This window comes from Roseovarius sp. (genome assembly GCF_040223625.1).
In the GTDB taxonomy this organism is placed as follows: Bacteria; Pseudomonadota; Alphaproteobacteria; order Rhodobacterales; family Rhodobacteraceae; genus Roseovarius.
Genome location: NZ_JAVKFX010000024.1, coordinates 34,100 through 46,385 on the forward strand (window position 1 = coordinate 34,100; position 12,286 = coordinate 46,385).

The following is a 12,286-nucleotide window of genomic DNA, read 5'->3' on the forward strand; positions in this document are numbered from 1 at the left end:
ATGGTCGAACTGGCACTGCCGAAGAACTCGCGCATCAAGACGGGCAAGACGTGGCCCAAGCCCGAGGGTGCCACGAACGTGCGCAAGTTCCAGATCTACCGCTGGAACCCCGATGACGGGCAGAACCCGCGCGTGGATACGTATTTCATCGACATGGATGATTGCGGGCCGATGGTTCTTGATGCGCTGATCAAGATCAAGAACGAGATCGACCCGACGCTGACCTTCCGCCGGTCGTGCCGCGAGGGGATCTGCGGGTCGTGCGCGATGAATATCGACGGGATCAACACGCTGGCCTGTATCTATGGGATGGACGAGATCAGGGGCGACGTGAAGATCTATCCGCTGCCGCATATGCCGGTGGTGAAGGATTTGATTCCGGATCTTACGCATTTCTATGCCCAGCACGCGAGCATCATGCCGTGGCTGGAAACCAAGACGAACCGCCCGGCGAAAGAGTGGAAGCAGTCGATCGAGGACCGCGAGAAGCTGGATGGCCTGTATGAATGCGTGATGTGCGCCTCGTGCTCGGCCGCGTGTCCGAGCTATTGGTGGAACGGGGACAAGTACCTCGGGCCGGCGGCGCTGTTGCATGCGTATCGCTGGATCATCGACAGCCGCGACGAGGCGACGGGCGAGCGGCTGGATGACCTGGAAGATCCGTTCAAGCTGTACCGGTGCCACACGATCATGAACTGTGCCAAGACCTGTCCCAAGGGGCTGAACCCGGCCAAGGCGATTGCCGAGATCAAGAAGATGATGCTGGAGCGCACGGTGTGAGCGGCACGTCGGAGCGCCCTTCGCTCGACTTCAAGTCGAAGGAGGAGTTCCGGGCGGTCTGTCACCAGTTGGCGATGCGGATGCATTACCTCAACCGGGTCGCCATGGGGGAGCAGAAGTTCTCGTTTGAGGTGGCGGAGCTTCTGTCCCGGCTGGGCCGGGTTTTCGACGAGCATTACGACGACGAGGAGACCCGCCGGGCCTTTGGCGACGGCTGGGAGAAGGGCGCGCTGAATGACGAGGAGCGGCGCGCCTACCTGTACGGGCTGCTTTACGACAAGGCCTGACGCGCCGTTTCTGTAGACGCGGACGTGGCTTGCTCCCTAACCTGAGGGTGAAAGGGAGGCGCGTATGGCGGAGACGGACGTCATCATCATCGGGGGCGGGCTGGCCGGGCTAGTCGCGGCATATGAGGCGGTGCAGCGGGGCCGGAAGGTTGTGGTGCTGGACCAGGAGGGGCCGCAATCGCTGGGCGGGCAGGCGTTCTGGAGCCTTGGCGGGCTGTTCATGATCGACACGCCCGAGCAGCGGCGGATGGGAATACGCGACAGCCGGGCGCTGGCGGCGCAGGACTGGATGGGCAGCGCGGGGTTCGACCGGGACGAGGATGCGATGCCGCGGGCCTGGGCGGAGGCGTACCTGGATTTCGCGGCCGGGGAGATGCGGGGGTACCTGCACGATATCGGCCTGCGTTGGTTCCCGGTGGTGGGCTGGGCCGAGCGGGGCGGCGGCAAGGCGGACGGGCACGGCAATTCGGTGCCGCGGTTTCATATTACATGGGGGACCGGTGAGGGGATCGTCGCGCCTTTCGTGCGGGCGGCGGAGGCGGCCGAGGCGAAGGGGCTGCTGGAGTTTCGGTTCCGGCATCGGGTGACGGCGCTGGACGTGGAGGCCGGGCGGGTGACCGGGGTGCGCGGCGACGTGCTGGCCGAGGACGGTGCAAGGCGCGGGGCGTCGACCAGCCGCGAGATCGTGGGGGATTTCGCAATCAAGGCCGAGAGCGTGATCGTCGCGAGCGGCGGGATCGGCGGGGATCATGAGAAGGTGCGGCGACTGTGGCCGGAGGCGCGGCTGGGCAAGGCGCCGGAGGTGATGGTTTCGGGCGTGCCGGATTACGTGGATGGCGCCATGCAGGAGGTGGCCAAGGGCGCCGGGGCGGCGGCGATCAACGAAGACCGGATGTGGCATTATACCGAGGGGCTGACGAACTGGGATCCGATCTGGCCCAATCACGGGATTCGCATCCTGTCGGGGCCGTCGTCGATGTGGTTCGACGCGCTGGGCGTGCGGATGGAGGCGCCGTGTTTGCCGGGGTTCGATACGCTGGCGACGTTGAAGCGGATACTCTCGACGGGGCACGGGCATAGCTGGTTCATCCTGACGCAGAGCATCATCGAGAAGGAGTTCGCCCTTTCGGGGAGCGAGCAGAACCCCGACCTGACCAGCGGGAAATGGCGGGCGGTTTTGAAGGAGCGGCTTGGCAAGGGTGCGACGCGGGCGGTGGAGGCGTTCAAGGAGAAGGGCGCGGATTTCGTCGTGGCGGACGGGTTCGAGGAGCTGGTCGAGGGGATGAACCGGATCACACCGGAGGTGCCCTTGGATGCGGCGAAGCTGCGGCGGCAGATCGAGGCAAGGGATGCGCAGTTGGAGAACCCCTTTGCCAAGGATGCGCAGATCATCGCGATCCGGCAGGCGCGGGCGTATCGGGGTGACCGGCTGATCCGGACGGCGAAACCGCATGCGATACTGGACCCGGAAAAGGGGCCGCTGATTGCCGTCCGGCTGAACATCCTGACGCGGAAGTCGCTGGGGGGCTTGCACACGGGGCTTGATGGCCGGGTGTTGCGGGCGGATGGCACTGTGTTCGAGGGGCTTTACGCGGCGGGCGAGGTCGCGGGCTTCGGCGGGGGCGGGTATCACGGGTACAACGCGCTGGAGGGGACGTTCCTTGGCGGGTGCATCTTCTCGGGGCGCGTGGCCGGGCGGGGGGCCTAGGCGGCCTACACCCTGTGCGGCAGGGCTGATAGGGTGGCGGGCGTAACCGCAAGGGAGCTGTCACCGTGATCATCGTCGCCGGGCTGATCATCGCCTTCGTGCTTGTGCTCGTATTTTCTAACCGGGCGACGCGGAACTGCCGCTGGCGGGCCGTACGGTCGGGCGACAAGGACGGCGAGGCGATGTATCGCTGTGCGGCCTGTGGCGCGGTGGTCTTTACATCGACCGGCAAAGAGCCTTTGCATTGCCGGGTGAACCAGCCGGAGAAGAAGGAGTGACAGGATGCGGGAACCGAAGGATGCCGAGGCGCGCCGGGCGGTAAAGCCGGTGATCTGCTATCCGAACGCGACGCTGCCGGTGCCGGACCTGGAGCTGTATGCCAAGGCGCGGGGCGGGGCGGAGAAGATCGCCGAGGTCAGGGTCGAACCGCGGGAGGCGGCGACGTTCCGGGCGGAGGCCGGTCAGTTCTTTCGGATCAGCAGTATCGAGGGGCCGCAGGTGGGCGACCTGAACCTGTGGAACGCGCATGACCTGTCGGAGCGGTTCTATTCCGGCAAGTCGCGGGCGCTGCATGGCACGCACCTGACGGAGGGGGAACGGATGTGGTCGTCCTTCCCGTATCTGCGGCCGATGGCGACGATCACGGGCGATACGCTGGGCTGGTACGGGATCGACGGGTTCGGTGGCTCGGTGCATGACGTGATCGGGACACGGTGCGATCCATATACGGGCAACCTGCTGGCGGGGTCGCAGTATCATCATTGCTGTCATTCCAACCTGACGCGGGCGCTGGCGGACGAGTTGGGGGTACCGCTGGAGGAGGCGGAGGGCCATGTGCATGACGTGCTCAATGTCTTCATGTGCACCGGGTTCACGCGGGATACGGGCCAGTATTTCATGAAGGCGAGCCCGGTTCGGCCCGGCGATTACCTGGAGTTCTTTGCCGAGATCGATGTGCTGGGCGCGCTGTCGGCCTGTCCGGGCGGGGATTGCTCGGCCGAGCATTCGAGCGACACGGCGGACTGCCATCCGCTTCTGGTGGAGGTGTTCGCGCCGCAGGCCGGGGCATTGGACGGGTGGGAGAGCCCGGCGGTGAACGGCTATGACCGGAGCCACGGGCGGGCGGTTTGAGCCGCCTGTTCCCTTCCCGACACGACGAAAAACCCCGCCCGAAGGCGGGGTTTTCCAGATAATCCGTTGCCGGAAAAGCTCAGCCCTGGCGGGCTTTGAACCGCCGCTGGGTCTTGTTGATCACGTAGACGCGGCCTTTGCGGCGCACGACGCGGCAATCGCGGTGCCGGTTCTTGAGCGAACGGAGCGAGTTCTTGACCTTCATCGGTCCTCTCCTCTTTGGTCGCGGCGCGGGCCAGCGCCTTGGTTTCGCGGGCGTTCCGCTGGGTGCGGAACAGTGAATTCATGGTGGGCGATACTAGGTTCGAACTAGTGACCCCTTCGATGTCAACGAAGTGCTCTACCACTGAGCTAATCGCCCATGAATACCAGAACGGACCAGCACCCCAATAAATTGGGGCGCGGAAATCCGCGCCGGTGAGGGAGGTCTATAAAAGGAGTCGGAAACGGGATCAAGGGCTTTTAGAAGTGCAATTTCGGTCTATGATACCGACGAGCAGGAGGTTCGATGCACAGGCTTGCGTTCCAGATAACCCATCCCGAGCGGCGCACCACGTCGGTGGTTTTCGCATCGCCGCATAGCGGGCGGGATTATCCGCGGAGTTTCCTGAAGCAATCGGCCCTGAACGAACATGCGATCCGCAGTTCGGAAGATGCCTTCGTTGATGACCTGTTCGAGAGCGCGCCGGCGCATGGCGCGCCGTTGCTCTGCGCCGCGGTGCCGCGGGCCTATGTCGACCTGAACCGCAGCGCGGACGAGCTTGACCCGGCGCTGATCGAGGGGGTGCGCAAGGCGGGGCACAACCCGCGCGTGGCCTCGGGGCTGGGCGTGGTGCCGCGCGTGGTGGCGAACGGGCAGGTGATCTATACCGGCAAGATCAGCCGGGCCGAGGCGGACCGGCGGATCGAGACCTACTGGCGGCCCTATCACGCCGCGCTGCGCCTGCAATTGACCGAGGCGCAGCGGCAATTCGGGCAGGCGATCCTGATCGACTGTCACTCGATGCCGCACGAGGCGATGGATTCGGTGGCGCGCTCGGGTGTGCGCCGGCCCGACGTGGTGCTGGGCGACCGGTTCGGCGCGGCGGCGGGCGAGCAGATCGTCGACCGGATCGAGGAGGCGTTCTACAATGCCGGGCTGGTGGTGACGCGGAACACGCCCTTTGCCGGGGCCTATATCACCCAGCATTACGGCCGGCCGTCGAATGGCCATCACGCGGTGCAGGTGGAGATCGACCGGTCGCTCTACATGGACGAGGAGTCGATTCGGCCGAATTCGCGGTTCCGCACCTTCAAGCGGCTGCTGGACGGGGTGATCGGAGAGATTGCCGCGATCGGCCGGCCGGTGGAACAGCCGCTGGCTGCGGAATAATCCATTAGCGCAAGGCGCGGCCCTTGATGATGGCGTCGCTTCCGAAGCGTCGGCGGATCTCGTCGCTGGCGCGTTCGGCCATGCCGCGGGCGCGGGCCTCGGGATCCAGCAGGTCGCCGGAGAGGTCGGCGCCGTCCTCGGCCACGAGGTGCGAGATGCCGACGCCGATCAGCCGGTAGGGCGATTTGTGATCGACCTGTGCCATCAGGTGGGTGGCGGTGCGGTAGATCGTGTCGGCCATCTGGGTGGCGTCGCGCAGGGCGAGGCGGCGGGTGATGAGGGAAAAGTCGGCGCGCTTGAGTTTCAGCGTGACGACGCGGCCGGCGAGGCGCTTGGCCTTGGCGCGGTCGGAGACGTTTTCGGAGAGCCGCCAGATATGGCCATCGAGGATGTCGCGGCTGGCGGTGTCCTCGGAAAAGGTGGTTTCGTTGGAGATGGATTTCACCGGCGCATTGGCCGAGACGCGGCGGGCATCCTGACCCCGGGCGAGATGCCAGAGGCGTTCGCCCATCGAGCCGAAGCGCGCGGTGAGGTCTTCGCGGTCCCAGCGCAGGAGGTCGGAGAAGGTGCGGATGCCGGCGCTTTCCAGCGCGGTGCGGGTGGCGTGGCCCACGCCCCAGATCAGGCTGACCGGCCGGTCGCGCAGGAACTCCGCCGTCTCGGCCTTGCCGATGATGGAAAAGCCGCGCGGCTTGTCGAGGTCGGAGGCGACCTTGGCGAGGAACTTGTTGTGGCTGAGCCCGATCGAGCCGGTGAGGCCAAGCTCGTCCTGCATGCGCTTGACGAGACGGGCGAGCATCACGGCGGGCGGGGCGCCGTGCAGGCGCTCGGTTCCGGTGAGGTCGAGGAAGGCCTCGTCGAGGGAGAGGGGTTCGACGTCGGGCGTCAGCTCTTCCATCATCGCGCGGATTTCGCGCGATACGCTGGCATAGACCTCCATCCGGGGTTTCAGGACGACGGCATCGGGGCAGAGCTTCAGCGCCTGGAACATCGGCATGGCCGAGCGCACGCCGCGGATGCGGGCGATGTAGCAGGCGGTGGAGACCACGCCGCGCCGGCCGCCGCCGATGATCAGGGGCTTGTCGCGCAGCTCGGGATTGTCGCGTTTCTCGACGCTGGCATAGAAGGCGTCGCAATCCATGTGGGCGATGGAGAGGGAATGGAGCTCGTCATGCGAGAGCACCCGCGGGCTGCGGCAGGAAGGGCAGCGCGGGCCGGTGTCGAACCGGGTCAGGCAGGTGCGGCAGAGGGACGGCATGTGTCAGGCGCTTGTGTCGGGTCGGGGCGAGCTTACATGGTTTCGGAGCGGAGTTCACCGGGGCACGTGAGGGTTCCGGTCAGAAAACGTCAGCGGCGGGGCGGGCCATGACAGGCGATCCGGAACGGGAATTCGACGGGGCGAAGACCATCCTGCTTCTGGGGGGGCGGCTGGCGGTGATCCGGCGCGACGATATCGAGGGGATCGCCTATCCGGGGCTGCTCGACCTGCCCGGCGGCGGGCGCGAGGGGGATGAAAGCCCCGTGGCCTGTGCCCTGCGGGAGTTGCAGGAGGAGCTGGGGCTGCGGCTTCGGCCCGACGAGCTTGCGTGGCGGCGGTTCTATTCCATCCCGATCCGGGCGTGGTTCTTCGCCGCCGCCCTGCCCGCGCCGAGAGCGGCGGAAGTTCGGTTCGGCAACGAGGGGCAGGGCTGGTTCCTGATGCCGCCCGAGGATTTCGCCGCTTCGGAGGAGGCGGTGCCGCACTTTCGCCCGCGGGTGCTGGAAGGGGTGGCGGCGTTGGGGATTTGAGTATTTGGGCCAAGAAGAAGCGCGGGGCGTGTGCTTCTTCTTGGTGAAAGTATCCCGGGGGCTTGGGGGCTGGCCCCCAATCCGACAGCAGGGTCAGGCGATCTCGCTCAAGATGGCGCGGGCGGCGGCTGCGGGGTCTTCGGCGGCCCAGACCGGGCGGCCGACGACGATGTGGTCGGCGCCGTCCTTCAGGGCCTGTGCCGGGGTGGCGACGCGCTTCTGGTCGCCAAGGGCGGCGCCGGCGGGGCGGACGCCGGGGGTGACGATCAGGCGGCCTTCGGCTTGCGGCAGGGCGCGGATCATCGCGGCTTCTTGTGGCGAGGCGATGACACCGTCTGCGCCGGCCTCGAAGGCGCGGGCGGCGCGTTCGCCGACGAGGTCGGGCACGTCGCCCGGCTTCATCAGCCCGGCATCGAGATCGGCGCGGTCGAGCGAGGTGAGGATGGTGACGGCGAGGATCTTCATATCCTTGGCCGCCGCGCCTTCCTTGGCCGCGCGTACGACATGCGGATCGCCGTGGACGGTGAGGAAATCGAGGTCGAACTGGGCCAGGCCGCGCACGGCGTTCTCGACCGTGGCACCGATGTCGAAGAGTTTCATGTCGAGGAAGATGCGCTTGCCGTGCTCCTGCTTGAGTTCGTTGGCAAGTGCCAGCCCGCCGCCGGTGAGCATGCCGAGCCCGATCTTGTAGAAGGAGACGGCGTTGCCCAGCGCCTCGGTCAGCTGCAGCCCTTCGAGGGCGTTGGGCAGGTCAATTGCGACGATGAGGCGGTCATCGGACATGGCGGGCGCTCCTCTGCGATCGGGGTCGGAACCTTGTCGCGGGGGAGCGGGGCCGGGTCAACCCCCCGCGCGGGAGCGGAGACGCGGGGGGTCGGGGTTGCGGCGGAAGGTCGGGGGCGTCAGCGGGCCGGGACAAGCCCCGGTGACGCGTCTTCAGGCCGCAAGCGGAGCGCCGGGGCGGCGCAACGGGGGTGTTTCGACGCCGTTCGGCACGAGTTGCAGCGCGGCCTCGCCCGGGACGGGGGCGCGGCGCAGGCGCATCGACCGTTCCGGCGCGTGGCGATGCGCGCGCAGGGCCTTGTTGGTCAGGCCCCTGGTGATTACGTTGAAATCCGCGTGCAGTGGCGCGAGGATATGGACGGGGTAGGAATAGACCTCTCCCTCTTCCCTGATCTGTACCAGCGCTTCGAAGGCCGACAGTTCCGGATTGTAGCGGACATCGTCAAAGCCCAGTTTCTCGATAAGCATTGCACTAATCCTTGTGTTGCGACCGCGCGAAGCGGCATACATGTGGTATAAACGTAAGATATTACGGAAAAGTTCCACGATTCCGTCGGAAGCGGGGTGCATGGGCACGAAATTGCCGGAATAAATGGTTGAGTTCGGTGGATTTTTGCGCTTTTTCGGGGCGCCGGCTGCTTGAATACCACCCGTGCGCCCCCCATTTCGGTTCTCGAGGTTCCCGACAGTCGCATGCCTAACGCTGGGTGCGCCGACCGGGGTGACGCTTGTAAAAAGGAGAAGTAGGGATGGACTTGTCGAAGTTCACCGAGCGGTCGCGTGGCTTTCTTCAGGCGGCGCAGACGATCGCGATGCGGGAGAGCCATCAGAAGCTGGCGCCCGAACATGTTCTGAAAGCATTGATGGACGACGATCAGGGGCTTGCGAGCAACCTGATCAAGCGCGCGGGCGGTCAGCCGCAGCGCGTGGTGCAGTCGCTCGAGCTGTCGCTGGGGAAGATCCCCAAGGTGACGGGCGATGCCGGCCAGGTCTACATGGACAGCCAGACCGGCAAGGTGCTGGACGAGGCCGAGAAGCTGGCCAAGAAGGCCGGCGACAGTTTCGTGCCCGTCGAACGCCTGCTGACCGCGCTGGCCGTGGTGAAGAGCCCGGCGAAGGACGCGCTGGACCAGGGCGGGGTGAGTGCGCAGAGCCTCAACGAGGCGGTGAACGATATCCGCAAGGGCCGGACCGCCGACAGCGCGAGTGCCGAGGATACCTATGAGGCGCTGGAGAAATACGCGCGCGACCTGACCAACACCGCCGAGGATGGCAAGATCGACCCGATCATCGGCCGCGACGACGAGATTCGCCGCGCCATGCAGGTGTTGAGCCGCCGGACCAAGAACAACCCGGTCCTGATCGGTGAGCCGGGCGTGGGCAAGACGGCGATTGCCGAGGGGCTTGCCCTGCGGATCGTCAATGGCGACGTGCCCGAGAGCCTGCAGAACAAGCGTCTGCTGTCGCTCGACATGGGGGCGCTGATTGCCGGGGCGAAGTATCGCGGTGAGTTCGAGGAGCGGCTGAAGGGTGTGCTGAACGAGATCACCAATGCCGCGGGCGAGATCATCCTGTTCATCGACGAGATGCACACGCTGGTGGGCGCGGGCAAGACGGATGGGGCGATGGACGCCGCCAACCTGATCAAGCCGGCGCTGGCAAGGGGTGAGCTGCACTGTATCGGGGCGACGACGCTCGATGAGTATCGCAAGCATGTCGAGAAGGACGCCGCATTGGCCCGCCGGTTCCAGCCGCTGGTGGTGTCGGAGCCGACGGTGGAGGATACGATCAGCATCCTGCGGGGCATCAAGGAGAAGTACGAGCTGCACCACGGTGTGCGGATCTCGGACAGTGCCCTTGTGTCCGCCGCGACGCTGTCGAACCGCTATATCACCGACAGGTTCCTGCCGGACAAGGCGATCGACCTTGTGGATGAGGCCGCCAGCCGCTTGCGGATGGAGGTGGACAGCAAGCCCGAGGAGCTCGACGCGCTCGACCGCGATATCCTGCAGAAGCAGATCGAGGCCGAGGCGCTGCGCAAGGAGGATGATGCCGCCAGCAAGGACCGGCTCGAGAAGCTCGAGAAGGAACTGGCCGAGCTGCAGGAGAAATCCGCCGAGATGACCGCGCAGTGGCAGGCCGAGCGGGACAAGCTGGCCAGCGCGCGCGACCTGAAGGAGCAGCTTGACCGTGCGCGGATCGAGCTGGACCACGCCAAGCGGGAGGGCAACCTCGCCAAGGCGGGGGAGCTGTCCTATGGCGTCATTCCGCAGCTCGAGAAGCAGTTGGCCGAGGCCGAGCGGGCCGAGGAAGACGGCATGATGGTGGAAGAGGCCGTGCGGCCGGAGCAGATCGCCCAGGTGGTCGAGCGCTGGACGGGGATTCCCACCGCCAAGATGCTGGAAGGCGAACGCGAGAAGCTGCTGGGCATGGAAGACAACCTGCACAAGCGGGTGATCGGCCAGGACAGTGCCGTGCGGGCCGTGGCCAACGCGGTGCGCCGGGCGCGCGCGGGGCTCAACGACGAGAACCGGCCGCTGGGCAGCTTCCTGATGCTCGGGCCGACGGGTGTCGGCAAGACCGAGCTGACCAAGGCGGTGGCCGAGTTCCTGTTCGACGATGACAGCGCGATGGTGCGGATCGACATGAGCGAGTTCATGGAGAAACACGCCGTTGCCCGCCTGATCGGTGCCCCGCCGGGTTATGTCGGGTACGAGGAGGGTGGTGTTCTGACCGAAGCCGTCCGCCGCCGGCCCTACCAGGTGGTGCTGTTCGACGAGGTCGAGAAGGCGCATCCGGAGGTGTTCAACGTGCTGTTGCAGGTGCTCGACGACGGGGTTCTGACCGATGGTCAGGGTCACCGGGTCGACTTCAAGCAGACGCTGATCATCATGACGTCGAACCTTGGGTCGCAGGCGCTGAGCCAGTTGCCCGAGGGTGCCGATGCGGCCTCGGCCAAGCGTGACGTGATGGATGCGGTCCGGGCGCATTTCCGGCCCGAGTTCCTGAACCGGCTGGACGAGATCGTGGTCTTCGACCGGCTGACTCGCGACCAGATGGACGGGATCGTCGATATACAGATGGGCCGCCTGACCAAGCGGCTGGCGAGCCGGAAGATTCGGCTGGAGCTGGATGCGGACGCCAGGAAGTGGCTGGCCGACGAAGGGTACGACCCGGTCTATGGCGCGCGCCCGCTGAAGCGGGTGATCCAGAAGGCGCTGCAGGACCCGCTGGCCGAGGCGTTGCTGGCAGGCGATATCCTCGACGGCAGCACGGTGCCGGTGAGTGCCGGGCCGGACGGGCTGATCATCGGCGACCGGGTGGGGAGTTCCAACCGGGAGAGGCCGAACGACGCGGTCGTGCATTAACATTTGGAGCCCCGCCGGAAACGGCGGGGCTTTTGTCTGGGCAAAGCGGTTTCGCGGGCAAAAGGGCAACGAACGAACGCGGCGTAAGCCGTTGAGCGCGTGGCGTATTGACCGGTCACGCGCCGCTGCCGTATCCAATTTGCGAGAGCAGTGCGCCCCGTACAGAAGACAAGAACGGGCGGGGTGGTCAGCGCGTGCGCCCGGCCCGGCGTGACGGGGCCGGCGGCTGCTGACGCGGGACAGGTCGCCCTGCGGAATGGTTGTGACGGCCCCCGGGGGGGCGCCACCGGACGGAGCGGTAGAGGTCGCCATGGGAATTGACGCACAGCTAGCCAGCCAGCTGATCGCCGCGCGGGGGCTTGTCGAGGGCAAGGAAAACTGCGTGATGCTGGGGCGGCAAAAGTTCCACATCAAGGGCAAGTTCCGTCGCTTCGTGCGGCAAAAGCTGCGGCAGGCGGGGCTGAGCCCGGATATTCCCGAGTACGAGCAGGCGGACGGGTTCAGCGAGACCTTCCTGAAGAAGATCGGGTTCCCGGAGCCGATGTCGCTGGATGCCTCGCCTTACGAGAAGTGCGACCTGACCCATGATCTGAACGATCCGCTGCCGGACGATCTGCGCGGGCGGTTCGACGTGATCATCGACGGGGGTACGCTGGAGCATGTCTACAACACGCCGCAGGCGCTGGATAACGTGTTTCACATGTTGCGACCCGGCGGGATCTTCCTGTCGATCAACGGGATCACCGGTTGGGCCGGGCACGGGTTCTACCAGTTCAGCCCGGAGCTGGTGTGGCGCTACTGGAAGGATGCGCGGCGCTGCGTGCTGCATGAATGCGCCGCCGTTCCGCACGACGTGACCGATGACAAGCCGCGTCCGGCGCCCGATACCGGGGAGCAGGGCCGGCGGTTTCGCGGCGCCGGGATGCAGGGGCGGTGGTACCTGTTCTACATCATCGAGCGCGGGCCGGAGGCGGTGACCGACGAGCGGATCCGCAATGTCTCGCAAGGCGACTATTCGGTGCGCTGGGATGCCGGCGAGCCGCAGGCCGCGGCGGGCGAATAGGCGGGG

Annotated in this window: 13 protein-coding genes and 1 tRNA gene; 9 read left to right on the plus strand and 5 right to left on the minus strand. The window is 66.2% G+C overall.

What is annotated here, in order from left to right; all coding sequences use genetic code 11:
• From RLN94_RS06260 to RLN94_RS06280, 5 genes are all read left to right on the plus strand, one after another.
• Positions 1 to 780 carry a succinate dehydrogenase iron-sulfur subunit gene (locus tag RLN94_RS06260; protein WP_350128333.1) on the plus strand — a complete coding sequence of 260 codons (780 nt, stop codon included), beginning with the start codon at positions 1 to 3 and terminating at the stop codon, positions 778 to 780.
• Positions 777 to 1,067, plus strand: coding sequence for a hypothetical protein (locus RLN94_RS06265; protein ID WP_350128336.1), 291 nt, complete (start codon positions 777 to 779; stop codon positions 1,065 to 1,067). The genes RLN94_RS06260 and RLN94_RS06265 overlap by 4 nt, the downstream gene beginning before the upstream one ends.
• Positions 1,068 to 1,131: 64 nt before the next feature.
• Entirely contained in the window at positions 1,132 to 2,775 is a 1,644-nt protein-coding gene (locus RLN94_RS06270) for an FAD-binding dehydrogenase (RefSeq protein WP_350128339.1), read from the plus strand.
• A gap of 65 nt (positions 2,776 to 2,840) precedes the next feature.
• Positions 2,841 to 3,053: a hypothetical protein gene (locus RLN94_RS06275; RefSeq protein ID WP_350128341.1), complete on the plus strand. Its 213-nt coding sequence runs from the start codon at positions 2,841 to 2,843 to the stop codon at positions 3,051 to 3,053.
• A 4-nt stretch (positions 3,054 to 3,057) separates the two neighbouring features.
• Positions 3,058 to 3,906 (plus strand): urea carboxylase-associated family protein, encoded by an 849-nt coding sequence (locus tag RLN94_RS06280; protein WP_350128344.1) that lies wholly within the window; start codon positions 3,058 to 3,060, stop codon positions 3,904 to 3,906.
• Positions 3,907 to 3,985: 79 nt separating this feature from the next.
• On the opposite strand, the gene ykgO is transcribed toward RLN94_RS06280, so the two are convergent.
• Together ykgO and RLN94_RS06290 are read right to left on the minus strand one after the other, a co-directional pair.
• Entirely contained in the window at positions 3,986 to 4,111 is a 126-nt protein-coding gene (ykgO, locus tag RLN94_RS06285) for a type B 50S ribosomal protein L36 (protein WP_008562923.1), read from the minus strand.
• An 81-nt stretch (positions 4,112 to 4,192) separates the two neighbouring features.
• Positions 4,193 to 4,267: transfer RNA gene (locus tag RLN94_RS06290), tRNA-Val, on the minus strand.
• Positions 4,268 to 4,414: 147 nt separating this feature from the next.
• Here RLN94_RS06290 and RLN94_RS06295 point away from each other — a divergent pair.
• The gene (locus tag RLN94_RS06295) at positions 4,415 to 5,278 is read left to right on the plus strand and encodes an N-formylglutamate amidohydrolase (protein ID WP_350129382.1); all 864 of its coding nucleotides are present in this window, start codon (positions 4,415 to 4,417) and stop codon (positions 5,276 to 5,278) included.
• A 4-nt stretch (positions 5,279 to 5,282) separates the two neighbouring features.
• On the opposite strand, the gene RLN94_RS06300 is transcribed toward RLN94_RS06295, so the two are convergent.
• Entirely contained in the window at positions 5,283 to 6,536 is a 1,254-nt protein-coding gene (locus RLN94_RS06300; RefSeq protein WP_350129379.1) for a DNA polymerase IV, read from the minus strand.
• A 107-nt stretch (positions 6,537 to 6,643) separates the two neighbouring features.
• Here RLN94_RS06300 and RLN94_RS06305 point away from each other — a divergent pair, with 107 nt between their 5' ends.
• Positions 6,644 to 7,066 carry an NUDIX domain-containing protein gene (locus tag RLN94_RS06305; RefSeq protein WP_350129376.1) on the plus strand — a complete coding sequence of 141 codons (423 nt, stop codon included), beginning with the start codon at positions 6,644 to 6,646 and terminating at the stop codon, positions 7,064 to 7,066.
• A 93-nt stretch (positions 7,067 to 7,159) separates the two neighbouring features.
• Here the strand turns inward: RLN94_RS06305 and pyrF are convergent, their stop codons facing one another.
• Both pyrF and RLN94_RS06315 read right to left on the minus strand, forming a co-directional pair.
• Positions 7,160 to 7,849 carry an orotidine-5'-phosphate decarboxylase gene (pyrF, locus tag RLN94_RS06310; protein ID WP_350129373.1) on the minus strand — a complete coding sequence of 230 codons (690 nt, stop codon included), beginning with the start codon at positions 7,847 to 7,849 and terminating at the stop codon, positions 7,160 to 7,162.
• A gap of 153 nt (positions 7,850 to 8,002) precedes the next feature.
• Positions 8,003 to 8,317: a hypothetical protein gene (locus tag RLN94_RS06315; RefSeq protein ID WP_350129370.1), complete on the minus strand. Its 315-nt coding sequence runs from the start codon at positions 8,315 to 8,317 to the stop codon at positions 8,003 to 8,005.
• 281 nt (positions 8,318 to 8,598) lie between these two features.
• Here RLN94_RS06315 and clpB point away from each other — a divergent pair, with 281 nt between their 5' ends.
• A complete protein-coding gene (gene clpB, locus RLN94_RS06320; RefSeq protein ID WP_350129367.1) occupies positions 8,599 to 11,217 on the plus strand; it encodes an ATP-dependent chaperone ClpB in 2,619 nt (872 codons plus the stop codon).
• 310 nt (positions 11,218 to 11,527) lie between these two features.
• Positions 11,528 to 12,280: a methyltransferase domain-containing protein gene (locus RLN94_RS06325; protein ID WP_350129364.1), complete on the plus strand. Its 753-nt coding sequence runs from the start codon at positions 11,528 to 11,530 to the stop codon at positions 12,278 to 12,280.
• Positions 12,281 to 12,286 lie beyond the last annotated feature (6 nt).

Excerpts from the sequence above, each read along its gene's own strand:
- RLN94_RS06260 (WP_350128333.1), top strand. The coding sequence starts at position 1 with ATGGTCGAACTGGCACTGCCGAAGAACTCGCGCATCAAGACGGGCAAG.
- RLN94_RS06305 (WP_350129376.1), top strand. The coding sequence starts at position 6,644 with ATGACAGGCGATCCGGAACGGGAATTCGACGGGGCGAAGACCATCCTG.
- RLN94_RS06280 (WP_350128344.1), top strand. The coding sequence starts at position 3,058 with ATGCGGGAACCGAAGGATGCCGAGGCGCGCCGGGCGGTAAAGCCGGTG.
- RLN94_RS06295 (WP_350129382.1), top strand. The coding sequence starts at position 4,415 with ATGCACAGGCTTGCGTTCCAGATAACCCATCCCGAGCGGCGCACCACG.
- clpB (WP_350129367.1), top strand. The coding sequence starts at position 8,599 with ATGGACTTGTCGAAGTTCACCGAGCGGTCGCGTGGCTTTCTTCAGGCG.
- pyrF (WP_350129373.1), bottom strand. The coding sequence starts at position 7,849 with ATGTCCGATGACCGCCTCATCGTCGCAATTGACCTGCCCAACGCCCTC.
- RLN94_RS06270 (WP_350128339.1), top strand. The coding sequence starts at position 1,132 with ATGGCGGAGACGGACGTCATCATCATCGGGGGCGGGCTGGCCGGGCTA.
- RLN94_RS06300 (WP_350129379.1), bottom strand. The coding sequence starts at position 6,536 with ATGCCGTCCCTCTGCCGCACCTGCCTGACCCGGTTCGACACCGGCCCG.
- RLN94_RS06315 (WP_350129370.1), bottom strand. The coding sequence starts at position 8,317 with ATGCTTATCGAGAAACTGGGCTTTGACGATGTCCGCTACAATCCGGAA.
- ykgO (WP_008562923.1), bottom strand. The coding sequence starts at position 4,111 with ATGAAGGTCAAGAACTCGCTCCGTTCGCTCAAGAACCGGCACCGCGAT.
- RLN94_RS06325 (WP_350129364.1), top strand. The coding sequence starts at position 11,528 with ATGGGAATTGACGCACAGCTAGCCAGCCAGCTGATCGCCGCGCGGGGG.